We start from the raw sequence: 22,678 nt of genomic DNA, 5'->3' as shown, positions 1-22,678 counted from the left end.
CGTTGCTCGCGACCGTAGCAGCGTGCGCCGCGTAAATGCAAGCGCTTGCAGCAACGTGCTTCCGAAGTGGCGTGCGGCTCGCTTCATCGACGGCGATAATCGAGCATGGCCACCAACGCGCACCGCCCTGCTCCGATCAACGTCTCCGACGCGGACCTCGCCGACCTCCGCGAGCGACTCCACCGCACCCGGTGGCCCGGACCTCTGCCGGCTGCGCCGTGGGAGGCCGGCACCGACCTCACGGTCCTGCGTGAGCTGTGCCGAGTCTGGGCCGATGAGTACGACTGGCGCCCGCACGAGGCATGGCTGAACACCCTCGACCCGATCACCGTGCCGGTCGACGGGGTCGACCTGCAGGTCTTCCGCGCGTCCTCGGGCAGGGCCGACGCCATGCCACTGCTGCTCACCCACGGGTGGCCGGGCTCGATCGTCGAGTTCCGCCACGTGATCGAGCCCCTGGTCGACCCGGTCGCCGGCCGGGCGGCATTCGACCTCGTGATGCCGTCGCTTCCGGGCTTCGGCTTCGGCGGCAAGCCCGCCGAGCCCGGGTGGGGCGTCACCCGCATCGCCGACGCGCTGCACGCCCTGATGGTCACCGAACTGGGCCACACGCGCTACGGCGTCGCCGGCGGCGACTGGGGCGCGATCATCGGCTCGCGGCTCGCGCAACTGCACGCCGACGCCGTGATCGGCTTCCACACCAACATGCCGCTGCTCGGCGTGCACCGGAATCCCTCATGGGCGGAGGGCGCCGACGAGCACGAACACCGGCTCCTCGCCCGCTGGGACCGGACGGATGCCACGGGCCGGGCCTACGCGCAGATCCAGGCGACCCGCCCGCAGTCGCTCGCGATGGCGCAGACCGACTCGCCCGCGGGGCTGGCCGCCTGGATCCTCGAGAAGTTCGAGGCGTGGAGCGACGGCGGCCTCGGCACCTTCATGACCGAGGACCTGCTGACGAACCTCATGTTCTACTGGATCCCGCGCTCGGCCGCGTCGTCAGCCATGATCTACTACGAGTCGCGGCTCGACCCCGACGGACGCGTGCATCCCGTTCCCGGGGTGCCGACCGCCGCGGCCGTGTTCCCGGCCGAGATCAATCCGGCCACGAGGCGATGGGTCGAGCCGAACTACCGCCTGGCGCGCTACACCGAGCTGCCGCGGGGCGGGCACTTCGCCGCACTCGAGCAGCCCGCGCTCTACGCCCGCGATGTCGGCGAGTTCTTCGCAGGTCTCAAGCGCTGAGCACAGGCGCTGGGCACGGGCTCTGAGCACAGGCGCTGAGCACGGTCACGGGCTCGACCGCAGCCCCGGTGCCGTGGTTTGATGCCCCCATGTCCAGACTCGTGCTCACCGTCATCGGCGACGACCGCGCCGGATTCGTCGAGACGCTCGCCGAGGCCATCACCGCCCACGGCGGGAACTGGGAACAGAGCCAGCTGGCCGAGCTCGCCGGCCAGTTCGCGGGGATCGTCGTGGTGACCGTGCCGAACGAGCGCGCCGGAGAGCTCCGGGCGGCGCTCGACGGGCTCGAGGGGCTCATGGAGGTGATCGCGCATACGGGAGCAGAGGAGCGGGCCGCCCCGCACAAGGCGTGGTCGCATCTGCGTGTCGACCTCATCGGCAGCGACCACCCGGGCATCGTGCGCGACGTGTCGGCTGCCCTCGCCCGGCACGGACTGAGTATCGAGTCCATGGCGACCGAGCGCCGCGACGCCCCGATGTCGGGCGGGCGACTGTTCGAGGCGCACCTGCTCGTGCGTGTGCCGCTGGGCGTCGACCCGGCCGACGTTCGCGACGACCTCGAGCGGGTCGCGAGCGAGCTGTTCGTCGAACTCACGATCGGGGAGGCGTGAACGACGCACCGATGCGGTCGAGGATGGCGAAGCGCCGCGCAGCAGCGCGGTCTCGGCGCGGGCCGCGGCGGATGCCGACCCGGTCCACGACGACGAGTGCGGCGGCCTGCGAGTGCGGCAGGGACTCCCCGGGTACCTGATGGCGGCGACCGCGTCGTCCCACTGCGCTCGCGCGAGGTGCAGGCGCCGCGCTCGACCTGCTGGTAGATCCGCAGCCCGACGATCTCTGCGCGTTCGGTGAACTCCAGCGCCGGCTCGAGGTGGTGCTCTGCGAGTTCGAGGCGGTACTGGGATCGAGGCGGCGGAGCCGGGCGGTGACGGCGTCGACCACGATCGGCGGCACACGCGCCGCATCAGCCGTCGCGACGAGCTCGCCGACGAAGTACGGGTTGCCGCCGGTCAGGGCGAACACGCGCTCGGCGTCGACAGCGCATCGCACGCGCCGGCCGGCACGCGACATCAGGAAGACGGCTGGTCGCCGCGGCACTCGCCGCTTCGCCGAGTGCCGCCAGTTCGGGCTCCCGCTCGAGCAGCCCCATAGTGCGATCGTGGTCGCTTCCGAGCGCGAACACAACGCGCGCAGTACCTGGGATCAGAGGCCCGAGTACGCGTGCAGTCCCTTGAAGAACAGGTTCACGACCGTGAAGTTGAAGAGCACCGTCGAGAAGCCGATGATCGCGAGCCACGCCGACCGTGACCCGCGCCAGCCGCGCGTCGCGCGCGCGTGGATGTACCCGGCGTAGACCACCCAGATGATGAAGGTCCACACCTCCTTGGTGTCCCAGCCCCAGTACCGGCCCCACGCGGCCTCGGCCCAGATCGCGCCGGCCATGAGCGTGAACGTCCAGAGGATGAAGCCGATGATGGTGACGCGGTAGGCCAGGTTCTCGAGCGTCGCGGAGTCAGGCAGCGTCGCGAGGAACGACTGCTTCACGGCCTTGGCGGATGCCACGATCGACTCGCGCCGCGACTGCAGGAGCTGCACGACCGACAGCGCGAACCCGAGCGCGAAGAAGCCCACCGACGAGGTCGCGACGAATACGTGGATGACGAGCCACGCCGACTGCAGTGCCGGCGGCAGCGGCACGACGCTCACGTAGAAGTTCACGGTCGCGACGCCGAGGAGCACCAGCACGAGCCCGGTGACGAACGTGCCGAGGAAGCGCAGGTCGTGCTTCGAGACCACGAGCACGAGCAGGTACACAGTGGTGATGATGAGCGTGCCGGTGAGCGCGAACTCGTACATGTTCGCCCACGGCACGCGCTCGGCGGCGATGCCGCGCGTGAGGTCGGCGGCCAGGTGCAGGAGCCACGCGACGACCGTCATCGCGACGCCCACCCGCAGCGACGGCGAGCGGCCGTAGGCGACCGTGTCGCCCATGGCCTGTCGACCGGATGTCTCATCGCGACCGTCCGCCGCCGCGTCGACCGTCATCCCATCCGTCGATTCCGGCACTGATGCGATTCCGGCATCAGTGCCGGAATCGCCCGAGGTGGAACGCGTCGCCGCGACGGCGACGGCCGCAGGCATCCTCGCCTGGTCGACCGCCTTCGTCGCCGCAGCCGATCGACGCGCCAGGTCGATCGCGTACGCGATGAACGCGATCGCGTACACGGCCATGGCCGAGTACACGAGGGTGATGGAGATCTGGTCGAGCGTCACGGTTCCACCTTACGTCGGGTCTCGCTACGCCGCTTCGCGGCTACTCGACCACCGGGCCGGGCGAGAGTGCTTGTCGGCGAACGCCGCGACGGCGTCCTCGAGGCCGGGGTCCTCGCCACGGGCGAGTCCCGCGTACTCGAGCACCACCGTGCCGTCGGGCCGGCGCGCGGCCTTCACCCACATGCGGCGGCGCGGCACGAAGAGCGAGACGAGGAGGCCTGCGAGGATCAGCACCGCGAACACGAGCACCCAGCCCTGCGAGGGGTCGTCGTGGATGTCGAAGCTGGCGAAGCGCGCGACGCTCTGCGAGAAGTCGTCGGCTGCGGCATCCGGATCCCCACCGGTTTCGGCAGATACATCCTCGAACGTGATGGAGCCGAGTCCGTCGGGCAGGTCGACCGTGTCGCCCGGCATGAGCTCGATCGATTCGACGCCCGTCGAGCCGCCGGTGAGCTGCTCCATGCTCGACGGGTCGAGCGTGTACACCGACGTGGGCGTGCCGGCGTCGATGCCGAGATCGCCCCGGTAGACATTGAGCGTCAGTACCGGGTAGATGAGGTCGGGGTAGCTCGACGTGTAGGCACCCGAGCCGAGCTCGGACTGCGTGGGATAGAAGAAGCCCACCATGCCGACCTGGTCGGCGAGGCCGTCGGGCACCTTCACCACGCCGATCGAGGTGAGGTTCGCGTCCTGCGGCAGGAACGGTACGGAGTCGGTGAACACGACCTCGCCGTCGGGGTCGCGCACCGTGATCGTCGGCGCGTACCCGTTGCCGAGCAGGTAGACGTCGGTGCCGTGCACGCGAAGCGGCTCGTTGACCTTCACGACGCCCGGCTCCGCTGCGCCGTCCTGCGCCTGCACCGACACGTGCGCCGTGAAGTCGATCGGCTGGCCGATGGCCTCCTGGTTCTCGGTCTCATAGACGGCGTCGAGCCCCTCGAGCTCCAGCCGGTAGGGGTCGAGGTTCGCGTCGTCGAAGAAGCGCCCCGGATTGAACGAGTCGTAGGCGGCGAGCGTGTTCACGAACGACTGGCCCTCGACCACGACCCGCTGACCCGAGAAGCCGAAGCCTCCGCCGATGCCGACCGCGACGAGCACGCCGACGAGCGCCGTGTGAAACACGAGGTTGCCGGTCTCGCGCAGGTAGCCGCGCTCTGCCGACACGGATGCCTCGCCGCGCAGCTCGTAGCGCTCGACCCGGTAGCCCGCCTGCCTGAGCTGCGTCGCCGCGGCGTCGATCGCGGCATCCGCCGCCTCGTTCGCTGAGCCCGCCGGAGCGGACGCCCCGTCGACGGGCTCGGGGAGCGCGAGCGGCCGCTCGGTGTACCCGGCCAGCCGCGACAGTCGCGCGGGCGTGCGCGGCGGACGCGCGCGCAGCGCCTCGAAGTGGTGCTTCGTGCGCGGGATGACGCAGCCGATGAGCGAGACGAACAGCAGCAGGTACACCGCCGAGAACCACGCCGACGTGTAGACGTCGAACAGCTGGAACGAGTCCAGCACTGGCGCGAGGTCGGGATTGTCGGCGAAGTACTGCGATACGCCGTTCGGGTCGCTCGAGCGCTGCGGCACGAGCGAGCCCGGCACTGCGGCGACCGCGAGCAGCAGCAGGAGCAGGAGCGCCGTGCGCATGCTCGTGAGCTGCCGCCAAGCGAAGCGCAGCCAGCCGACGGGACCGAGCTTCGGCTGGGCGACGGCGCCGTCCTGTCGAAGGGATGCCGCAGCCGCGTCGCGCTCGGGGGCGTCGATGTGATCGTGGGGGCGCGACAGCGCGTCGGGGTCAGATCGCGGGGACAAAGCCGGTGATCACCGCCTGCAGCTCGTACATCCAGATGGTCCAGAGGCCCGACACCATGAGCAGGCCGATCACGATGAGGAGCGCGCCGCCGATGATGTTGATGGTGCGGATGTGGCGGCGGAAGAACGCGAGCGACCCGGTCACCCAGCCGAACCCGAGCGCGACGAGCAGGAACGGGATGCCGAGGCCGACGCAGTAGGCGAGGCCGAGGAGCACCGCACGCCCCGCCGACGCGGAGTCGGCACTGAGGGTGAGCACGACGGCGAGCGTCGGGCCGATGCACGGGGTCCATCCGAGGCCGAACACGATGCCGAGCAGGGGTGCGCCCGCGAGTCCCGTGGCGGGACGCCAGGACGGCTTGATCGTGCGCTGCAGGAACGTGAACTGGCCGATGAAGACGAGCCCCATGACGATGAGCAGCACGCCCAGCACGCGCGTGATGATCTCGCCGTAGGCGTTGAACCACGCGCCCGCGACACCCGCGAGCAGGTTGAAGGTGACGAACACCACCGTGAACCCCGCGATGAACAGGAGCACGCCGAGCACCAGCCGCCGACGGTTGCGGCGTTCCTCCGCGGCGATCGCCGAGGCATCCGTGAACCCGCCGATGTAGCCGAGGTAGCCGGGTACCAGCGGGAGCACGCAGGGAGAGAGGAACGACACGATCCCGGCGGCGAGCGCGATGGGCACGGCGGCGAGCAGCTGCCCGTTGAGCACGATGTCGCCGATGCCGCCCATGCCGTCGCCGCCCGCGCCTATGCCTGCTCGGCGAGGAGCGTGTCGATGATCGACTCCAGGATCGACGCCTCGGTGAGCTGGCCGAGCACTCGGGCGGCGACGCGGCCCTCCTGGTCGAGCACGATCGTCGTCGGCACGGCGGCGGGCGGCACGTCGCCTGCGAACGCGAGCTGCGCGGTGCCCGACTCGACGTCGAGGATCGACGGGTAGGTGACGCCGTAGGTCTCCTCGAAGGATGCCGCGGTGCCGGCCTGGTCGCGCACGTTCACGCCCACGAAGCTCACGCCATCGCCCCCGAACGACTGCGACACCTCCTCGAGCACGGGCGCCTCGACCCGGCACGGGGCGCAGCCCGCGTACCAGAAGTTCACGACGGTGACGTCGCCGAGCGCGTCGGCCGAGTCGAAGGTGCCGCCGTCGACGGTCTCACCCGAGAACTCGATGACCTCGCCGCGCTGCGGCTCGGCGAACTCCGAGATGGTGCCGTCGCCCGCGATGTAGTTCTTGCCGCTGCCCTCGCGGTACTGCTCGGCGAGCGGGTCGCTCGTACAGCCCGTGAGCACGATGGCGGATGCCGCGGCGAGCGCGACCAGTCGAACACGCATCACACCGCCCCCACGTCGGTCGCCTGCGCGGCGAGTCCCGCCGCGGGATCGCGGTAGCCGACCTCGACGAACCGGTCGCCGCGGCGTTCGAAGGACGTGATGCTCGACAGCGCGCACCGGCGCCGGCGCGGGTCGTGCGCGAGCGATTTGCCCGCGACTCGGCGGTGCACCATCCAGATCGGCAGTTGATGGCTGACGATCACGGCGTCGCCTGAGGCGGTGGCATCCCATGCATCGTGCATCGCGTGCAGCATGCGCCTCGAGATCGCACGGAACGGCTCGCCCCAGCTCGGCTCCCACGGGTTGACGAGGGAGGTCCAGTTGCGCACGTCGCGGAGTGCGGACTCGCGGCCGTGCATCTTCAGTCCCTCGAAGCGGTTCTCGGGCTCGATGACACGGTCGTCGAGTTGCGGCTCGAGGTCGAAGACCTCGGCGATGGGTTCAGCCGACTGCTGCGTGCGCTGCAGCGGGGAGGAGATGAGCAGTCCGACCGGCCGGTCGCGGGCGACGAGGTCGTCGGCGGCGGCCTGCGCCATCCGTCGGCCGAGGTCGGAGAGGCCGTACCCGGGCAGACGTCCGTAGAGCACGCCCTGGGGGTTGAAGACCTCGCCATGGCGCACGAGATGGATCTGCTCGACCGGCACGGTGTCCAGTCTAGAGAGGCGTTCCCTTTGAATCCGCCGAGCATCGTCGGCCGGATGCCACGAATGGGCGCGCGGGTAGGATGGTCGTTCGTGACCTCCCGCACCCTGATCAAGAATCTCGCCGCGCTGCCCGATGGTCCCGTGTCCATCACCGGCTGGGTCGACACCGTACGCGATCAGAAGAAGGTGCAGTTCATCATCCTGCGCGACGAGTCGGGCGCCGTGCAGCTTGTGAACCCCGCCGTGCGCGAGCTCGACCCCGAGGGCGTCAGCGTCGGCGCCGCCGAGGCGTTCGCCCTCACCGAGCAGATCTCGGCGCTCTCGCACGGCACGTTCCTCACCGTCGCCGGCGAGCTGAAGCACGACGAGCGCGTGAAGCTCGGCGGGCTCGAGGTGAAGATCGGCTCGCTCGACGTCGTGTCCGAGGCCCTCGAGACGCCGATCGCCGCCGACTCGAGCCTCGACAAGCGCATGGACTGGCGCTTCCTCGACCTGCGGCACCCGAAACAGCACCTCATCTTCCGAGTCCAGACGACGTTCGAGCACGCGCTGCGCCAGTACTGGATCGACAACGACTTCATCGAGATCCACACCCCGAAGCTCATGGCGAGCGCTTCGGAGTCGCGCGCCGAGCTCTTCGAGGTCGGCTACTTCGACACGACCGCCTACCTCGCGCAGAGCCCGCAGTTCTTCAAGCAGATGGCACAGCCGGCCGGGTTCGGCAAGGTGTTCGAGATCGGCCCGGCGTTCCGCGCCGACCCGTCGTTCACGTCACGGCACGCGACCGAGTTCACCTCGATCGACGCCGAGATCAGCTGGGTCGACTCGCACGAGGACGTCATGCGCATGCACGAGGAGCTCCTCGTCGCCGCCTTCACGGCGGTGAAGGCGAAGCACGGCGCCGAGATCGCCGAGCTGTTCGGCGTCGAGCTCGAGGTGCCCACCACGCCCTTCCCGCGCATCCCGCTCGCCGAGGCGAAGCAGATCGTCGCCGACCACGGCTACGTCGTGCCGCGGGCCGACGCCGACATGGACCCCGAGGGCGAGCGCCGCATCTCGCAGTACGTCAAGGAGACGTACGGCCACGACTTCGTGTTCCTCACGGACTACGCGTCGAGCATCCGGCCGTTCTACCACATGCGGCATGCGGATGACCCGGGCCTCACGAACTCGTACGATCTCATCTACAACGGCGTGGAGATCTCGACGGGCGCGCAGCGCGAACACCGCATCGACGTGCTCATCGCCCAGGCGAAGGAGAAGGGGCTCGAACCCGAGGAGCTCGGGTTCTACCTCGATTTCTTCCGCTACGGTGTGCCTCCGCACGGCGGCTTCGGCATGGGCCTCGCCCGCGTGCTGATGCTCATGCTCGACGAGCACTCGATCCGCGAGACGACGTTCCTGTTCCGCGGCCCCGCGCGCCTCCTGCCGTAGACCTACCTTCGCCGAGTGTTAACGCTGCACCCGTCTCGCCTCGCTGTCACGGTATCACTCGGCATGGGGCGTTAACACTCGGCGAAGCCGGCCGTAGCCGACGATCGACAGCGCGTCGCGGCTCGGGCAGACTGCGAACGTGGAAGCACTGCTCCTGTCGTTCGCGCTGGTCCTCCTCGCGGCGATCCTCATCTCGGGGTTCGCGCACCGCACGGTGCTCTCGACGACCGTGCTGTTCCTCGTGGCCGGGTTCGCACTCGGCAGCGGCGTGCTCGACGTCGTGGTGCTCTCGCCCACCGACCCGACGGTCACGACCGTCTCCTCGCTCGCGCTCTTCGTCGTGCTGTTCACCGACGGCCAGGAGGTGGGCCTCCGAGACCTGCGCGCGGCGTGGCAGCTCCCGGGGCGCGCACTGCTCCTCGGCATGCCGATCACCTTCATCATCACCGCAGCACTCGGCGTCTGGTTACTGGGGTTCTCGTGGCCCGAGGCGTTCCTCGTCGCGGCTGTGCTCGCGCCGACCGACCCGGTGTTCGCCTCGGCGATCGTGGGTCGCCGCGAGATTCCCGCTCGCGTGCGGCACCTCCTCGGAGTGGAGTCCGGGCTGAACGACGGGCTCGCCCTTCCCGTGGTGCTCTTCCTCATCGCCGCGGTGGGCGGCCCCGAGGCAGAACCACTCGTGCTCGCCGAGGAGCTCGGGCTCGGCATCCTCGTCGGCGTCGTGGTGCCGACGGCCGTCTCGTGGCTCGTGCGGCGCAGGGTCTTCTCCCGCACGCCGCTGTACGCCGCGCTCACGCCGATCGCCGTCGCGCTCATCGTGCTCGGGATCTGCACCGTCACCCACGCGAACCTCTATCTCGCCGCCTACGCCGCGGGCATCACGATCGCCACCGCGGCTCCCGAGATGCGCGACGCGTTCAAGGACCTCGGCGGCCAGATCTCCGAACTCGTCAAGCTGCTCGCCGTCCTGATGTTCGGTGCGCTCATCTCGCCGTCATTCCTCGCCGAGGTGCCGTGGACCGGCTACGTCTTCGCCGTCCTCCTCCTCGTCTTCGCCCGGCCGGCTGCGGTCGAGCTCTCGCTGATCGGCGGCGGACTGCCCTGGGAGGAGCGGCTGACCGCGGCATGGTTCGGCCCCAAGGGATTCGCCTCGGTGCTGTACGGGCTGCTCGTGCTGGCGAGCGGTGCTCCCGGCGCGGAGCTGATGTTCCACGTGATCGTCGTGGCCATCGTCCTCTCGATCGTCGCCCATTCGTCGACCGATGTGCCGATCGCGGGCTGGTTCGCACGGCGTGAAGCGGAGGACCGCGCACGCGAGCGTCCCGAGGGCCGCGACGCCGCCGTCGGCGGTGGTCCCGTGGATCCGACGTAGGGTCGAATCGTGACCGCGACGACACCCATGGTCCGCCTGCCCGGCGGCACGTTCCTCATGGGCTCGGCCGAGTTCTACGCCGAGGAGACGCCGGTGCACGAGCGCTCCGTCGAAGCCTTCGACCTCGACGCGCACCCGGTCACGAACGAGCAGTTCGCCGCCTTCGTCGAGGCGACGGGCTATGTCACGGTGGCCGAGCGGCCGCTCGATCCGGCGGACTTCCCGGGTGCCGATCCCGACGAGCTCGTCCCCGGCGCGCTCGTGTTCACCCCGACCTCCGGCCCCGTCGACCTCCGCGACTGGCGGCAGTGGTGGCGGTGGGTCCCCGACGCGAGCTGGCGGCATCCGTTCGGCCCCGGGTCATCCGTCGACGACCGGCCGACTCACCCGGTCCTGCAGGTGAGCTTCGAGGATGCCTCGGCCTATGCGGCGTGGGTCGGCAGACGCCTGCCGACCGAGGCCGAGTTCGAGTACGCCGCCCGCGGGGGGCTCGCGGGCGCGCGTTTCGCCTGGGGCGACGAGGAACGCCCGGCGGGCCGACTCATGGTGAACCGATGGCAGGGCGACTTCCCATACCGCAACACCGGCGCGGAGGGCTGGGTCGGCACGTCGCCCGTGATGACCTTCCCGGCGAACGGCTTCGGGTTCTACGATGTCACGGGCAACGTCTGGGAGTGGACGACCGACTACTACGCGCCCCGGCACGAGGTGCCCGGCCAGGCGGCGGTCGAGCCTGGCGAGCGCCCGAACCTGCTCGCCGCGGCATCCGCCGAGCCCGGCTCCCGGATCGCCCGGCGCGTGCTCAAGGGCGGTTCGCACCTGTGCTCGCCCGAGTACTGCCTGCGCTACCGGCCCGCCGCGCGCTCGCCCCAAGCCGAGGACACGGCGACCACGCACATCGGATTCCGGTGCGCGCGCGACGCGTGATTCAGATCCGCGGACGCGTGCGGGTCGTCTCGGGCAGGTCGTAGACCGCCGGTCCCTCGATGTGTCGGCCGGATGCCTCGAAGCGCGATCCGTGCAGTGGGCAATCCCACGTCGACTCGGCGTCGTTCCACCGCAGCACGCCGCCGAGGTGCGTGCACACAGCGCGCACCGCGCACGTGCGCCCGTCGACGGTGGACACTCCGTACGGCACGCCCCCGCGATTGACGACGGTGCCCTCGCCCTCGGCCGGTCGGGGCACTGGTGCCGGATGCGCCTGCGCCCCCGCCCAGCCCGACGCGAGGTCGCGCGCGACGCGGGCGCCCTCCCCCACGCCGCGGGCGAGGTCGCCTGGCATCGTGACCCGCGAGCCGATGACCCGGATCCAGGGCCGTCGCTCGAACCACGAGACGCCGAGGATCTCCGACGAGATGCGAATGGCGGCCGCTACGCCGTTGGTGAGCCCCCACTTGCCGTAGCCCGTGGCGAACCGGACTCGCCCGAGGCCGCGCGGCATCCGGCCCGCGAACGGCACCAGGTTCAGCGAGTGGTAGTCCTGCGCCGCCCACCGGTGCGTGAGCTCGGCGCCCCCGAAGTGCCGGTGCGTCCAGTCGATGAGGTCCTGCACCTTCGCCTCGGTCGACGGAGCGCCGCCCACCGGGTGGTCGTTGCCGCCGACGAGGAGCAGTGGCGGCGCACCGGCGCCCGCGCCTGCGGCGGGGTCGACGTCGGGCGTGGTGCGGATCGTGCGCGTCGGTTCGTCCACCGAGAGGAAGAGCCCGGGCGGCGGCGGGGCGGCGACCCGGTACGACGTGAGGTAGCTTCGCGAGGCGCGCAGCTTCGCGAAGTAGAGGCCGCGATCGAGGATCGGGGTCGCGGTTGCGATGACCGCGGCATCCGCTCGGATCGTGCCGGTGGGCGTGTGCACCTCGACCGGCCGGCCCGCGTGCACACCCTCGACGCGCGTGCGCTCGAGCAGCACGCCGCCCTCGGCGACGAACGCCCGCGCCATCGCCACGGCGAGGCGGTACGGGTCGAGCGCGAGCTGACCGGGCAGCGCGACGGCACCCGCGAACGGGAAGGCGACCGGCATCCGATCGACCCGCTCGGCCGGCAACCCGGCGGCGAGCGCGGCGGCGAGCTCGCGGTCGACGATGCGCAGGCCCGCCTCGGTGCTCGCGTAGCTGTACGCGGTCTCCTCGGACACGGGCACGCCGTGGTGCTGCGCGAACTCGGCGATCCACCGCTGCCCGTCGAGATTCGCCTCGACGTACGCCTGCACGAGACGAGTCGAGTGCGCGCGCCGGATCCGCTGCAGCACGGAGCCCTGCAGCACGCTGGCCTTGCCGGTGTTCGCGCCCGTCGCGAGCGCGGCCACGTCGCTCGCCTCGACGACCACCACCTCGAGGCCCCCGCGCACCAACATGAGGGCGGTCGCGAGACCGGTGATCCCAGCCCCGACCACGACGACGTCGAAGCGCTCCACCGGCAGGACGGCGACCTCATAGCGCGAACTCGGCATCTCGCCGGCGTCCTCGCCCCCGCCCTGCGCGGCCGTGGCTCTCCAGAGGCTCGTCATGCGCACAGTCAATACGGCGGGCGGCTGTGCAGCAAGTGGTTGACGGCTCCTGATGCCGCGGCTACGGCGTCAACCCGCCCGCAGCGCCGTCTTCAGCCGCACCGGGTCGATGCGCCAGTAGTTGTGCACCTCGCCGTCGATGAGCAGCACGGGGATCTCCTCAGCGTAGCGGGCGGCCAGATCCTCGTCGTCGAGGATCGAGCGCTCGTCGAAGTGCAGTCGCGGCGCGGCATCCGACGCCTCGACCTCGGCCATCACGGCCTGCAGGACCTCGCGCGCGTCGTCGCAGAGATGGCAGCCGGGCTTGCCGATGAGGGTCAGGCGGATGTCTCGGGTCACGCCTCCAGCCTAACCGCGCCGCTCCCGCGCCCCCGCCGGATGTTTCCGTTCCCGCGCAGTGTGCCCGTTCCAACGGCAACCCGGCGCGGGAACGGAAACATGGGAGATGGTCGGCACGGCGCCGGGCACAGCGAAAAGCGCCAGACCGATGGCCTGACGCTCAGCCGGTCGTGCGAGACGACTACTTCTTGTTGCGACGCTGGTGGCGCGTCTTGCGCAGCAGCTTGCGGTGCTTCTTCTTCGCCATGCGCTTGCGGCGCTTCTTGATGACGGAACCCATCTGAACCTCACAGAAAAGTCGAGACGGCCGCGCGTGCCGCAGCCGGAGGCGGGAAAGCCTCGGGGTAGTCTACCGGATTCGGACGGACGGGCCCCGACGCGTTAGCGTCGGAGGATGCCGCACCCCGACCTCGTCATCCGCGCGACGAACGAGGACGACTGGCGCCAGTGGCGCGCGCTCCGTCTCGAAATGCTCCGCGATTACCCGCTCGCGTACGGCGAGACCCTCGAACACGCGCTCACGGTCGACGAGGCCGGCTGGCGCGCGCGTGCCGCGCGCGGCACGATGCCCGGCCAGACCTCGATCGTCGCGATCGACGGCGAGCGGTGGGTGGGTCACATGGGCGGCTATATCCCGGATGCCACGAGCGGCCCCATGCTCGTCGGCGTCTACGTGGCGCCCGACCACCGCGGTGAGAAGGCAGGCGTCTCCCGGCTCCTCCTCGAGGCAGTTGAGCGCTGGGCGCTCGGGCACGGCGACACGCTGCGCCTCGAGGTGCATGAGGACAACCCGCGCGCCAAGCGTTTCTACGAGAAGCTCGGCTTCGGCCTCACCGGGCGGAGCCGCGACTACGAGCTCCGGCCCGGCGGCCTGGAACTGGAGATGATCAAGCCGCTGCGCTGACGGCGGTGCGCGGCAGACTGGTCGCATGACCTGGCTCATCGACGTGCTGCTCGTCGCGACGATCCTCGGCACCGGCGTCGCCGCCGGCATCTTCACCGCCTTCTCGGCCTTCGTGACACAAGGTCTCGACCGGCTGCCCGCCGCCGACGCGGCCCGAGCAATGCGGGAGATGAACGTGACCGCCGTGCGGCCACCGCTCATGCTCGTGCTGTTCGGCACGGCGCTGCTCGCGATCGTGGTCGCCGTGTTCGCGCTCGTCGGCTCGCTCGGCGGAGGCACGTGGTGGGCGGTGGGCGCCGCGGCGCTCTACCTCGTCGGCGCCATCGGCGTCACCGGGGGCGCCAACGTGCCGCGCAACAACCGCCTCGCGGCGGCATCCACCGACGCCTCGGATCTCGCCACGGCGTGGGCGGAGTTCCGTCCGGGCTGGCAGGCGTGGAACCACGTCCGCGCCCTCACGAGTGCGGCCGCGTGCTTGGGGTTCGTGCTCGTGCTCGTCTGGCGCTGAGGGGTTCCGGGGTCGGGTCCCGGGTCTCGATATCGGGCGCTGGCGCGCCTACTCGACCACAGGGCGGATGACGCGCTACTCGACCACCGGGTTACTTGCGCTTCTTCGACGTGACGGCCGCGGTCACCTGATGTGCCGTCTCGGCGAACGCCTTGCCGATCGCCGACGCGAACGCGCGTTGTTCCTGGTTGAGCGTCGCGGAGCCGGCCTCGAGACCGGCGAGGGTCGCGGCATCCGCTGCGGCCTCCGACGACACGAAGGGGATGAGCCAGTCCTCGAGCACCTCGAGCGGACCGCGGTCGAGGTGGTAGTAACGGTGCTGGCCCTCCTCGCGAACCCCGACGAGCCCCGCCTCGCGCAGCACCTTCAGGTGCTTCGAGACCGTGGGCTGGCTGAGCCCGAGGGTCGAGACGATCTCGGAGACGCTGATCTCGCCGGCGGACTGCGGCGCTGCGGTCTCCCGTTCGAGGAGCACGGCGAGGATGTCGCGTCGCGTCGTATCCGCTACCACGTCGAAGATGTCCGCCATGCGACAAGGCTAGAGCGTGTCTCCCATGTGTGCGATGGTTTCGGCGGGATGCTGGGTTCGTGTCTTCGAAGTCGCGTTCTCGTTCCCGTGTCCTGGCTGACGAGCCGTGGGCTCGGTTGGAGCCGTTGCCGCCCTCGAACGCTGGGCGTCGTGTGCATCCGTTCCGGGAGGACCGTCGGGTCGTGGAGGGCATCATCCACCGGTCCCGGATCCGGACGCGGTGATTGCCGACAAGGCCTACTCCGCTTGCGTGATCCGCCGGGCACTCCACGCCCGCGGGATCAAGGTCGTGATCCCCGAGAAGAGCGACCAGATCGCCGCGCGCAAGAAGCGTGGACGCCGCGGCGGCAGATCACCCGCTCTGGACACCACCGCCTACACGGGGCGAAACGTCGTGGGAACGCTCCAAGCTCGCCATCACCTACCGCGCCGCCACCGTCCTCCACGCCTGCCTCGCATGGACATAGGAGACACGCTCTAGTCAATCATGGCGAGGAGTACCATGACTCACGCGTTCGGTGGAGGCACGTGAGGGGGCTCGATGCGCGCACAGCCGATCGGCCGCGGTGGGCGAAGCGACCAGCGGTCCTGGCTCGGGCGCGTTCGAGACGCCCTCGACACGCTCGTCAGGAGCTCGCCCGCGCGGTTCGCGATCCTCGTGTTCGCGGGGCTCATCCTGATCACGACGCTGTTGCTCAGCCTGCCGATCGCCCGGGCGGGCGAAGGCCGGGGCACGCCGCTCCACGACGCGCTCTTCACCGCGGTCTCCACCATCTGCGTCACGGGCCTCACGACGGTCGACATGGCCACGCACTGGTCGCCGTTCGGCAACGCCGTCATCTTCATCGGCATGAACGTCGGCGGCATGGGTGTGCTGACGCTCGCGTCGATCCTCGGTCTCGTCATCTCGCGACGGCTCGGCCTCAGGGCCAGACTCATCGCGGCGAGTGACACGAACCCTTCGCGCGCCCACGCGGGACCCGTGTCCGAGAGTCAGGCGATCCGACTCGGCGAGGTCGGCGGCCTGCTCGCGACCGTCGCCCTGAGCACCCTGTCGATCGAGTTCGTGATCTTCCTCGGCATGATCCCGAGCGTGCTCGCACAGGGGTACGACGTGGGCACGAGCGTCTGGTACTCGGCGTACTACTCGGTGAGCGCATTCACGAACACCGGCTTCGCCCCCAACCTGCTGGGGCCCGTCGAGTTCTTCGACGACTACTGGTTCCAGTCGCTCATGATGCTCGACGTGTTACTCGGCAGCCTCGGGTTCCCCGTGATCTTCGCACTGCTCCGCACCTGGCGGATTCCGCACCGTTGGAGCGTGCACGTGAAGCTCACGCTGACGACCACCGTGGTGCTGTGGATCGCGGGGGCGCTCACGTTTCTGGTGCTGGAGTACGACAACCCGAAGACGTACGGCGCATTCGGGTTCGGCAAGACGTTGTACGAGGCGTTCTTCATGTCGACGATGACGCGCTCGGGTGGCTTCTCGACGATCGACATGGCCGACCTGTACAGCTCGAGCCTGCTCGTGACCGACATGCTCATGTTCGTCGGCGGCGGTTCGGCGTCCACGGCCGGCGGCATCAAGGTGACCACGCTCGCCGTACTGTTCCTCGCGGCCTACGCGGAGGCCAGGGGCGCGCCCGCCATGGAGGCGTTCGGACGCCGCATCCCCCGCGACATACTGCGGTTGTCGGTGAGCGTGGTGCTCTGGGGTGCGACGATTGTGGCCGTCTCGACCGTGATCATCACCCAGATCACCAAGTCGCCGCTCGACTTCGTGCTGTTCGACGTGATCTCGGGCTTCGCCACCTGCGGGCTGTCGACCGGCCTCACCTTCGACCTGCCGCCCGAGGGGAAGTACGTGATGGCTGCCACCATGTTCATGGGTCGGGTTGGTACAGTGACACTCGCCGCAGCACTGGCGGCCAGCCAGCGCCGGCAGTTGTTCAAGCGTCCGGAAGAGAGGCCCATCGTTGGTTGAGCGGATCAGGCACGACGCGCCGGTGCTCGTCATCGGCCTCGGCCGCTTCGGAGCGGCAACGGCAGGCCAGCTCGACCGCCTGGGCCGCGAGGTGCTCGCCGTCGACGACGACGAGGCGCTCGTGCAGAAGTGGGCGGAGCGGGTCACGCACGCGGTGGTCGCCGACGCGCGGTCCATCGAGGCACTGCAGCAGATCGGCGCCCAGGACTTCTCGATCGCCGTTTGCGCCGTGGGCTCGTCGATCGAGGCATCCGTGCTCATCACGGCGAACCTCGTCGACCTCAAGATCCCACAGATCTGGGCCAAGGCGATCTCGCAGTCGCACGGCAAGATCCTCGAGCGCATCGGCGCGAATCACGTCATCTACCCCGAACGCGAGGCGGGCGAGCGCACCGCGCATCTCGTCAGCGGCCGCATGCTCGACTTCATCGAGTTCGACGACGACTTCGCCCTCGTGAAGATGTACCCGCCGAAGCTGATCCGCGGCCGGACCCTCAGCGAATCGGGCGTGCGCAGCCGGCACAACGTGACCGTGGTCGGCGTGAAGAGCCCCGGCAATCCGTTCACGTACGCGACCGAGAAGACCGTGGTCACGAACCGCGACCTCATCATCGTCACGGGCACCGAGCGCGACATCGAGAAGTTCGCGACGCTCGAGTAGCGAACGTGCGGGTGCCGCGACCCGCAACGGCGGGTGACCGCTCTGCGGTCAGCCGACGAGCATGAGCACGGTGCTCGTGAGACCTGCCGCGCCCGCGATGGCGAGGAGTACGAGCCCCACGACTCGGATGGCGCGGCGACCGGCGGGCGGCTCGTGGAGTCGCAGCCGGTCGGGCTCGCGCTCCCGGTAGTAGGCGCGCTCCTCGTCGGCGTCGACGACATACGCGCGCTCGTCGTCGCTGAGCCGCCGCTGGTGGAATGCGCCCTCAGCGAACCAGCGCACGGTGCTGCCGTGCTCCTGGTCGACGACGACCGCGTCGGTGGGCAGCCAACGGCCGTCGGCCATGCGGATGACGACCGCGAGGAGGAGGCAGAAGAGGGAGCCGCCGAAGGCGATCCAGCCGATCACCTCGGCGACGGTCGCGACCACCTCCGCAGAATCCATAGGATCACGGTAGCGAACCGGATGCCTCGTCGCGGCGGCCGTTCCTCGCGTCGGCGGGTCGAGCTTCGGCCGCCGTCGCGAGCGCGCCCCGCCGGGCGACGTGACCCTCGTGCCGCGCGAGATGATCGGCATCGCGTGGGCCGCGCTCACGCTCGGCGCGTTCTTCGGCGTGTTCGGCGAGCTGCTCGGCCTGCCCGACTGGGTGCACGACCTCTCGCCGTTCGCACCTCCCCCGTGCCGATCGGCGACGACGTCGCCGGACCGGTGGCATCTGGATGATCGTGATCGGCGGGCCGCCATCGCCGCCGCGATCGTCGCGACGCGACGGCGTGGACTGGTCACCGGCGGCTGAGGCCGCCGCCCCTGGTTCAGGCCCCGGCGGCCAACTCCCGGGCTCGGGCGAGCGCGGCATCGGTCGCCCGGTCGAAGGTCTGCTTCAGGTTCGCCTCCTCGAGCACCGCGATGGCGCGCTCGGTGGTGCCCTTGGGGCTCGTCACCCGGCGGCGCAGCTCGGCGGGTTCGTCCTCGGATGCCGCGAGCAGCTCGCTCGCCCCACGGAACGTGCCCTGCACCATGAGCGCCGCCTGCTCGGGCGTGAAGCCCTTGTCGATCGCCGTCGCGGTGAGCTGCTCGATGAGGAAGAAGACGTACGCGGGCCCGGAGCCCGAGATCGTGGACAGCGCGTCGATCTGCTCCTCGGGCACCACGATGACCTCGCCGACCGTCTCGAACATGGCGACGGCGAGCGCGAGGTCGTCGTCGCCCGATCGCGTGCCCGCCGACACCCCGGTGACCGCGCGGCCGACGACCGCGGGCGTGTTCGGCATCGAGCGGATGACCGCGACGTGCTCGGGCAGCAGCGACTCGAAGGTGTCGACCGTCACGCCGGCCGCGACCGAGACGACGACCGTGCCGGGCTCGAGCGCGTCGGCGATCTCGCGGAGCAGGTCGGGCACCATGGCGGGCTTCACGGCGACCACGACGATCCCCGCGCCCGCGACGGCCCTGCGGTTCGCCGCGGCATCCGTCTCGGTGGCGACGGACGTGACGCCGGGCAGGTCGGTGAGCTCCGCCGCGCGCGCCGACGAGCGGTTCGTGGTGCGGATGCCGCCCTCGATCTCGACGCCCGGCTGGAGGAGTCCGGAGAGGATGGCGCGGGCCATCGATCCGGCCCCGAGGAACGCGATGGCGGGCAGCTTCACGGGCGTCTCGACTGGCATGCGACCATCCTATGGAGGGGCCGAACAACCCCCCGAGCGAGCGTGTCGTGCCGGTCGCGGCCATTCTAGGATTGCCGTATGAGTGCATCCGGCGGAACCAGGGCAATCATCGCGGCATTCCTCGCGAACACGGGCATCGCCCTGACGAAGTTCATCGCGTGGTTCTTCTCGGGGTCCGCATCGATGCTCGCGGAGGCCGTGCACTCGGTGGCGGATGCCGGCAACCAGCTGCTGCTCATCCTCGGCGGCCGTCAGGCCAGGAAGAAGGCCGACCAGGAGCATCCGTTCGGCTACGGCCGCGAGCGCTACGTGTACGCGTTCGTCGTGGCGATCATCCTGTTCTCGGTCGGCGGCATCTTCTCGATCTACGAGGGCGTCGACAAGCTGCAGCACCCGCATGAGCTCGAGAACTGGTGGCTGCCGATGCTCGTGCTCTCGATCGCGATCGTGCTCGAGTCGTTCTCGCTGCGCACCGCCGTGGGGGAGTCGAACCACGTGCGCGGCAAGCAGAGCTGGGTGCAGTTCGTGCGGCACGCGAAGGCGCCGGAACTTCCCGTGGTGCTGCTCGAGGACGTGGCGGCGCTGCTCGGCCTCGTGTTCGCGTTCATCGCCGTGGGCCTCACCGTGCTCACCGGCAACCCCCTGTTCGACGCCATCGGCACGCTCATGATCGGAACGCTGCTGATCCTCGTGGCGATCATCCTCGGCATCGAGACCAAGAGCCTCCTCGTCGGCGAGGGCGCGACCGAGGCCGACCACGCGAAGATCGAGCGGGCCATCCTCGACGGTCCCGAGGCCGACCGCATCATCCACATGAAGACCCTGTACCTCGGACCCGACGAGCTGCTCGTCGCCGCGAAAGTGGGCTTCCACGCCGACCAGCGCCTGCAGGAGGTCTCGACCGCGACGAACGTCATCGAGCAGCGCATCCGCGAGGCGGTGTCCGCGGCGCGCGTGATCTACCTGGAGCCCGATGTCTACGTGGATCCGGCCGCTGCGGCGCCCGCGACCGACGCGATCGTCATCAAGGGCCTCGAGTGACGGGCACCGGCGGCCGGCCAGAACCCGGCGAAGCCGTACGCGTCCCGAGACCCCGCACCGCCCTGGTGCTGCGGCACGACTCCGCCATCGGCCTCGGCAACCTCGGTCCCACGCTCGAGGCGCACGGCTACGAGATCGTCACGATCGACGCGCCGCACGCGGATGTCGCCGCGCTCGATCCGCTGGCGCCCGACCTCGTGGTCGTGCTCGGCGGCGATGAGGCGGCGTACGAGACCGACCGCTACCCGTACCTCGCCGACGAGATCGCCATGCTCTCGGCGCGGGTCGAGGCCGAGGCGCCGATCTTCGGCGTGTGCCTGGGCGCGCAATTGCTCGCGAAGGCGCTCGGCGCCGAGGTGCGTCGGGGGCCGCGCAAGGAGGTCGGTTGGCTCACGGTCGAGCCGACGGCGGCGGGCGCCGTGTCGCCCGTGCGCCACTTCGCGGGCGTGCCCACCGTGCAGTGGCACGGCGACACCTTCGACCTGCCCGAGGGCGTGGAGCGGCTCGCGACCTCGTCGCAGTACGAGAACCAGGCGTTCGCGCGGGGCGAGTGGCTGCTCGCGGTCCAGTTCCACCCCGAGATCACCGACGACATCCACGAGGACTGGCTGCGCGAGTGGGGCGACGAGCTTCCCGAGTACGGCCTCAGCCGCGAGCAGCTTCGCGCGGAGCGCGCGTCGTACGGGCCGCGCGCGCAGGCGGCATCCGCGGCTCTGCTCGGCGACTACCTGGCGGGCCTCGAGGCGCGCTCGCTGGTTGCGTAGCCCTCGCTGGTCGCGTAGCCCTCGCTGGTCGCGTAGCCGACGCAGAAGGCGTACCGAGACCACGCACCGGGTCTCGATACGCTCGCTTCGCTCGCTACTCGACCACCGGAGGCAGCACCTTCGCTCCCTACTCGAGCACCGGACCGTCAGCTACTCGACCACCGGTGGGCGCCGCAGCGGGTCCTCGAAGAAGGCCACGAGCAGGCGAGCGGATGCCTCCGCCTCGACCCCCGGGAAGACCTCGACCTGGTGGTTGAGCCGCCGATCGCGCACCACGTCGTAGAGCGAGCCGGCCGCGCCGGCGTTCTCATCCCAGGCGCCGAACACGAGCGTCGGCACGCGCGCCGCGACGATCGCGCCCGCGCACATGACACACGGCTCGAGCGTCACGATGAGCGTGCAGTCGGTGAGACGCCAGTCGCCGGTCGCCTCGGCGGCGTCGCGCAGCGCGAGCACCTCGGCGTGCGCGGTCGGGTCGCCGGTCAGCTCGCGCTCGTTGCGGCGTGCCGCGATCACGACGCCATCGCCGCTCACGACCACCGCGCCGACCGGGACGTCGCGCGTGGCCGGCGCCTGCTCGGCCTCGGCGAGTGCGAGCCGCATCCACTCGTGATGGATCGGCAACTCCACTGGCACTCCCTCCGACCCTAGACTCGAGCCTATGCGAGTCCACGTTGCCGATCACCCGCTCATCACCCACAAGCTGACGGTGCTCCGCGACGTGAACACTCCGTCGCCGGTATTCCGAGCGCTCGTCGAGGAGCTCATGACGCTCCTCGCCTACGAGGGCACGCGCGGCGTGCGGGTCGAGCCCGTCGACATCGTGACCCCCGTGGCGCCCACGACCGGCGTGCGCATCGCCGAGCCGAAGCCGCTCATCGTGCCGATCCTCCGGGCCGGGCTCGGCATGCTCGACGGCATGGTGAAGCTCCTGCCGAGCGCCGAGGTGGGCTTCCTCGGCATGGCCCGCAACGAGGAGACGCTCGAACCCACGACCTACGCCGAGCGCCTGCCCGACGACCTCAGCGATCGCCAGTGCTTCGTGCTCGACCCGATGCTCGCGACGGGCGGGTCGCTCACGGCGGCCATCGAGTTCCTGCTCGTACGCGGAGCGACCGATGTCACGGCGATCTGCATCCTCGCCGCACCCGAGGGGCTCAAGGCCGTCGAGCAGGCGCTGCGCGGCCGCGAGGTGTCGATCGTGCTCGGCGCGGTCGATGAGCGGCTGAACGAACACGGCTACATCGTGCCCGGCCTCGGCGACGCCGGCGATCGCCTGTACGGCACGGTCTGATATACACCGGCTCGGATGGCCAGCCGCCGAAGGATCTTCGTGCCAAAACACGCTGGGCACGCATGAACACGTGGAAGATTCTCGAAACTCACGATTCTTCGCAGATTCTTGCAGATGCGGCATCCCCCGCCCCGATCCTCCCGGATGCCGCGATCAACGGCGCACCGTCTGCGCCGTCACACCGCGTCATGGTGCCGTCACGAATTGACACGCGCTCGGGTATCGGTTTGACTGACGCCCATGACTGACACCGCACGCCCCCTGATCGCCCGCGAGGCACAGAGGACTGCCGGCATGATGCCGGCGCGTGCGTCCATGTGTTGTCGAATGTGCCGCTGAACGCGACCCGACCGCCGAGTTCCCGCCACCGATCCGAT

The 22,678-nt window shown here is 70.1% G+C and carries 27 protein-coding genes and 1 pseudogene; 15 read left to right on the top strand and 13 right to left on the bottom strand.

The genetic code is table 11. The annotated features are described in order from the left end of the window. Positions 1-105 precede the first annotated feature (105 nt). Entirely contained in the window at positions 106-1,245 is a 1,140-nt protein-coding gene (locus tag IEX31_RS12595) for an epoxide hydrolase family protein (RefSeq protein ID WP_188743777.1), read from the top strand. Positions 1,246-1,334: 89 nt separating this feature from the next. Beyond that, positions 1,335-1,856 carry a glycine cleavage system transcriptional repressor gene (locus IEX31_RS12590; protein WP_188743776.1) on the top strand — a complete coding sequence of 174 codons (522 nt, stop codon included), beginning with the start codon at positions 1,335-1,337 and terminating at the stop codon, positions 1,854-1,856. Here IEX31_RS12590 and IEX31_RS12585 read toward each other — a convergent pair. From IEX31_RS12585 to IEX31_RS12560, 6 genes are all read right to left on the bottom strand, one after another. Continuing rightward, the gene (locus tag IEX31_RS12585) at positions 1,837-2,343 is read right to left on the bottom strand and encodes a hypothetical protein (protein WP_188743775.1); all 507 of its coding nucleotides are present in this window, start codon (positions 2,341-2,343) and stop codon (positions 1,837-1,839) included. The two genes, IEX31_RS12590 and IEX31_RS12585, sit on opposite strands and share 20 nt — an antisense overlap. A gap of 105 nt (positions 2,344-2,448) precedes the next feature. Next, entirely contained in the window at positions 2,449-3,477 is a 1,029-nt protein-coding gene (ccsB, locus tag IEX31_RS12580; RefSeq protein ID WP_188743812.1) for a c-type cytochrome biogenesis protein CcsB, read from the bottom strand. A gap of 66 nt (positions 3,478-3,543) precedes the next feature. Continuing rightward, positions 3,544-5,286: a cytochrome c biogenesis protein ResB gene (resB, locus tag IEX31_RS12575; RefSeq protein ID WP_188743811.1), complete on the bottom strand. Its 1,743-nt coding sequence runs from the start codon at positions 5,284-5,286 to the stop codon at positions 3,544-3,546. 10 nt (positions 5,287-5,296) lie between these two features. Continuing rightward, on the bottom strand, positions 5,297-6,052 hold the full coding sequence (locus IEX31_RS12570) for a cytochrome c biogenesis CcdA family protein (RefSeq protein WP_188743774.1): 756 nt from the start codon (positions 6,050-6,052) through the stop codon (positions 5,297-5,299). A 17-nt stretch (positions 6,053-6,069) separates the two neighbouring features. Next, on the bottom strand, positions 6,070-6,657 hold the full coding sequence (locus tag IEX31_RS12565; protein WP_188743773.1) for a TlpA family protein disulfide reductase: 588 nt from the start codon (positions 6,655-6,657) through the stop codon (positions 6,070-6,072). Continuing rightward, positions 6,657-7,301 (bottom strand): histidine phosphatase family protein, encoded by a 645-nt coding sequence (locus IEX31_RS12560; RefSeq protein WP_188743772.1) that lies wholly within the window; start codon positions 7,299-7,301, stop codon positions 6,657-6,659. Before IEX31_RS12560 ends, IEX31_RS12565 begins: the two co-directional genes overlap by 1 nt. 90 nt (positions 7,302-7,391) lie before the next feature. Between IEX31_RS12560 and aspS the strand changes: the two genes are divergently transcribed. The 3 genes from aspS to IEX31_RS12545 all read left to right on the top strand — a co-directional run bounded on the left by aspS (position 7,392) and on the right by IEX31_RS12545 (position 11,034). Continuing rightward, positions 7,392-8,735, top strand: coding sequence for an aspartate--tRNA(Asn) ligase (gene aspS / locus IEX31_RS12555; RefSeq protein ID WP_229662331.1), 1,344 nt, complete (start codon positions 7,392-7,394; stop codon positions 8,733-8,735). Positions 8,736-8,874: 139 nt separating this feature from the next. Beyond that, positions 8,875-10,107 (top strand): cation:proton antiporter, encoded by a 1,233-nt coding sequence (locus IEX31_RS12550; protein ID WP_229662330.1) that lies wholly within the window; start codon positions 8,875-8,877, stop codon positions 10,105-10,107. A 27-nt stretch (positions 10,108-10,134) separates the two neighbouring features. After that, positions 10,135-11,034 (top strand): formylglycine-generating enzyme family protein, encoded by a 900-nt coding sequence (locus IEX31_RS12545; protein ID WP_188743809.1) that lies wholly within the window; start codon positions 10,135-10,137, stop codon positions 11,032-11,034. 1 nt (position 11,035) lies between these two features. Here IEX31_RS12545 and IEX31_RS12540 read toward each other — a convergent pair whose 3' ends face one another. The 3 genes from IEX31_RS12540 to IEX31_RS12530 all read right to left on the bottom strand — a co-directional run bounded on the left by IEX31_RS12540 (position 11,036) and on the right by IEX31_RS12530 (position 13,229). Beyond that, a complete protein-coding gene (locus IEX31_RS12540) occupies positions 11,036-12,610 on the bottom strand; it encodes an FAD-dependent oxidoreductase (RefSeq protein ID WP_188743770.1) in 1,575 nt (524 codons plus the stop codon). A 69-nt stretch (positions 12,611-12,679) separates the two neighbouring features. Beyond that, the gene (locus tag IEX31_RS12535) at positions 12,680-12,949 is read right to left on the bottom strand and encodes a glutaredoxin family protein (protein ID WP_188743769.1); all 270 of its coding nucleotides are present in this window, start codon (positions 12,947-12,949) and stop codon (positions 12,680-12,682) included. 181 nt (positions 12,950-13,130) lie between these two features. Further along, entirely contained in the window at positions 13,131-13,229 is a 99-nt protein-coding gene (locus IEX31_RS12530) for a 30S ribosomal protein bS22 (RefSeq protein ID WP_003792170.1), read from the bottom strand. A gap of 114 nt (positions 13,230-13,343) precedes the next feature. Here IEX31_RS12530 and IEX31_RS12525 point away from each other — a divergent pair, with 114 nt between their 5' ends. Together IEX31_RS12525 and IEX31_RS12520 are read left to right on the top strand one after the other, a co-directional pair. Further along, positions 13,344-13,853 (top strand): GNAT family N-acetyltransferase, encoded by a 510-nt coding sequence (locus IEX31_RS12525; protein ID WP_188743768.1) that lies wholly within the window; start codon positions 13,344-13,346, stop codon positions 13,851-13,853. Positions 13,854-13,878: 25 nt separating this feature from the next. Then, entirely contained in the window at positions 13,879-14,361 is a 483-nt protein-coding gene (locus tag IEX31_RS12520; protein WP_188743767.1) for an anthrone oxygenase family protein, read from the top strand. A 91-nt stretch (positions 14,362-14,452) separates the two neighbouring features. Here IEX31_RS12520 and IEX31_RS12515 read toward each other — a convergent pair whose 3' ends face one another. Next, positions 14,453-14,890 (bottom strand): ArsR/SmtB family transcription factor, encoded by a 438-nt coding sequence (locus IEX31_RS12515; RefSeq protein WP_188743766.1) that lies wholly within the window; start codon positions 14,888-14,890, stop codon positions 14,453-14,455. A 211-nt stretch (positions 14,891-15,101) separates the two neighbouring features. On the opposite strand from IEX31_RS12515, the pseudogene IEX31_RS18945 reads away from it, so the two are divergent. The 3 genes and pseudogenes from IEX31_RS18945 to IEX31_RS12505 form a co-directional block, all read left to right on the top strand. Further along, a pseudogene (locus IEX31_RS18945) lies at positions 15,102-15,357 on the top strand (IS5/IS1182 family transposase); the annotation flags it as partial. Positions 15,358-15,431: 74 nt separating this feature from the next. Further along, entirely contained in the window at positions 15,432-16,877 is a 1,446-nt protein-coding gene (locus IEX31_RS12510) for a TrkH family potassium uptake protein (protein ID WP_188743765.1), read from the top strand. Continuing rightward, positions 16,870-17,538 (top strand): potassium channel family protein, encoded by a 669-nt coding sequence (locus tag IEX31_RS12505; protein ID WP_188743764.1) that lies wholly within the window; start codon positions 16,870-16,872, stop codon positions 17,536-17,538. The genes IEX31_RS12510 and IEX31_RS12505 overlap by 8 nt, the downstream gene beginning before the upstream one ends. Before the next feature lie 48 nt (positions 17,539-17,586). Here the strand turns inward: IEX31_RS12505 and IEX31_RS12500 are convergent, their stop codons facing one another. Next, positions 17,587-17,982: a hypothetical protein gene (locus IEX31_RS12500; RefSeq protein WP_188743763.1), complete on the bottom strand. Its 396-nt coding sequence runs from the start codon at positions 17,980-17,982 to the stop codon at positions 17,587-17,589. Positions 17,983-18,082: 100 nt separating this feature from the next. Between IEX31_RS12500 and IEX31_RS12495 the strand changes: the two genes are divergently transcribed. Next, positions 18,083-18,334 carry an efflux permease Rv1217c-related protein gene (locus IEX31_RS12495; protein WP_188743762.1) on the top strand — a complete coding sequence of 84 codons (252 nt, stop codon included), beginning with the start codon at positions 18,083-18,085 and terminating at the stop codon, positions 18,332-18,334. Between the two features lie 16 nt (positions 18,335-18,350). Here IEX31_RS12495 and proC read toward each other — a convergent pair whose 3' ends face one another. Continuing rightward, positions 18,351-19,202, bottom strand: a complete 852-nt coding sequence (gene proC / locus IEX31_RS12490) for a pyrroline-5-carboxylate reductase (RefSeq protein WP_188743761.1) — start codon at positions 19,200-19,202, stop codon at positions 18,351-18,353. A 78-nt stretch (positions 19,203-19,280) separates the two neighbouring features. Here proC and IEX31_RS12485 point away from each other — a divergent pair, with 78 nt between their 5' ends. After that, positions 19,281-20,243: a cation diffusion facilitator family transporter gene (locus IEX31_RS12485; RefSeq protein ID WP_188743760.1), complete on the top strand. Its 963-nt coding sequence runs from the start codon at positions 19,281-19,283 to the stop codon at positions 20,241-20,243. After that, the gene (locus IEX31_RS12480; protein ID WP_188743759.1) at positions 20,240-21,007 is read left to right on the top strand and encodes a glutamine amidotransferase-related protein; all 768 of its coding nucleotides are present in this window, start codon (positions 20,240-20,242) and stop codon (positions 21,005-21,007) included. Before IEX31_RS12485 ends, IEX31_RS12480 begins: the two co-directional genes overlap by 4 nt. 150 nt (positions 21,008-21,157) lie before the next feature. On the opposite strand, the gene IEX31_RS12475 is transcribed toward IEX31_RS12480, so the two are convergent. Then, positions 21,158-21,610, bottom strand: coding sequence for a nucleoside deaminase (locus tag IEX31_RS12475; RefSeq protein WP_188743808.1), 453 nt, complete (start codon positions 21,608-21,610; stop codon positions 21,158-21,160). 58 nt (positions 21,611-21,668) lie between these two features. Between IEX31_RS12475 and upp the strand changes: the two genes are divergently transcribed. Both upp and IEX31_RS12465 read left to right on the top strand, forming a co-directional pair. Then, positions 21,669-22,301 (top strand): uracil phosphoribosyltransferase, encoded by a 633-nt coding sequence (upp, locus tag IEX31_RS12470; protein WP_188743758.1) that lies wholly within the window; start codon positions 21,669-21,671, stop codon positions 22,299-22,301. Between the two features lie 62 nt (positions 22,302-22,363). Continuing rightward, positions 22,364-22,549, top strand: a complete 186-nt coding sequence (locus IEX31_RS12465; RefSeq protein WP_188743757.1) for a hypothetical protein — start codon at positions 22,364-22,366, stop codon at positions 22,547-22,549. Positions 22,550-22,678: the final 129 nt, after the last annotated feature.

Source organism: Agromyces bauzanensis (genome assembly GCF_014645655.1).
In the GTDB taxonomy this organism is placed as follows: Bacteria; Actinomycetota; Actinomycetes; order Actinomycetales; family Microbacteriaceae; genus Agromyces; species Agromyces bauzanensis.
Note: the sequence above shows the minus strand (reverse complement) of the source record. Positions and strands in the feature narration are given on the sequence as shown.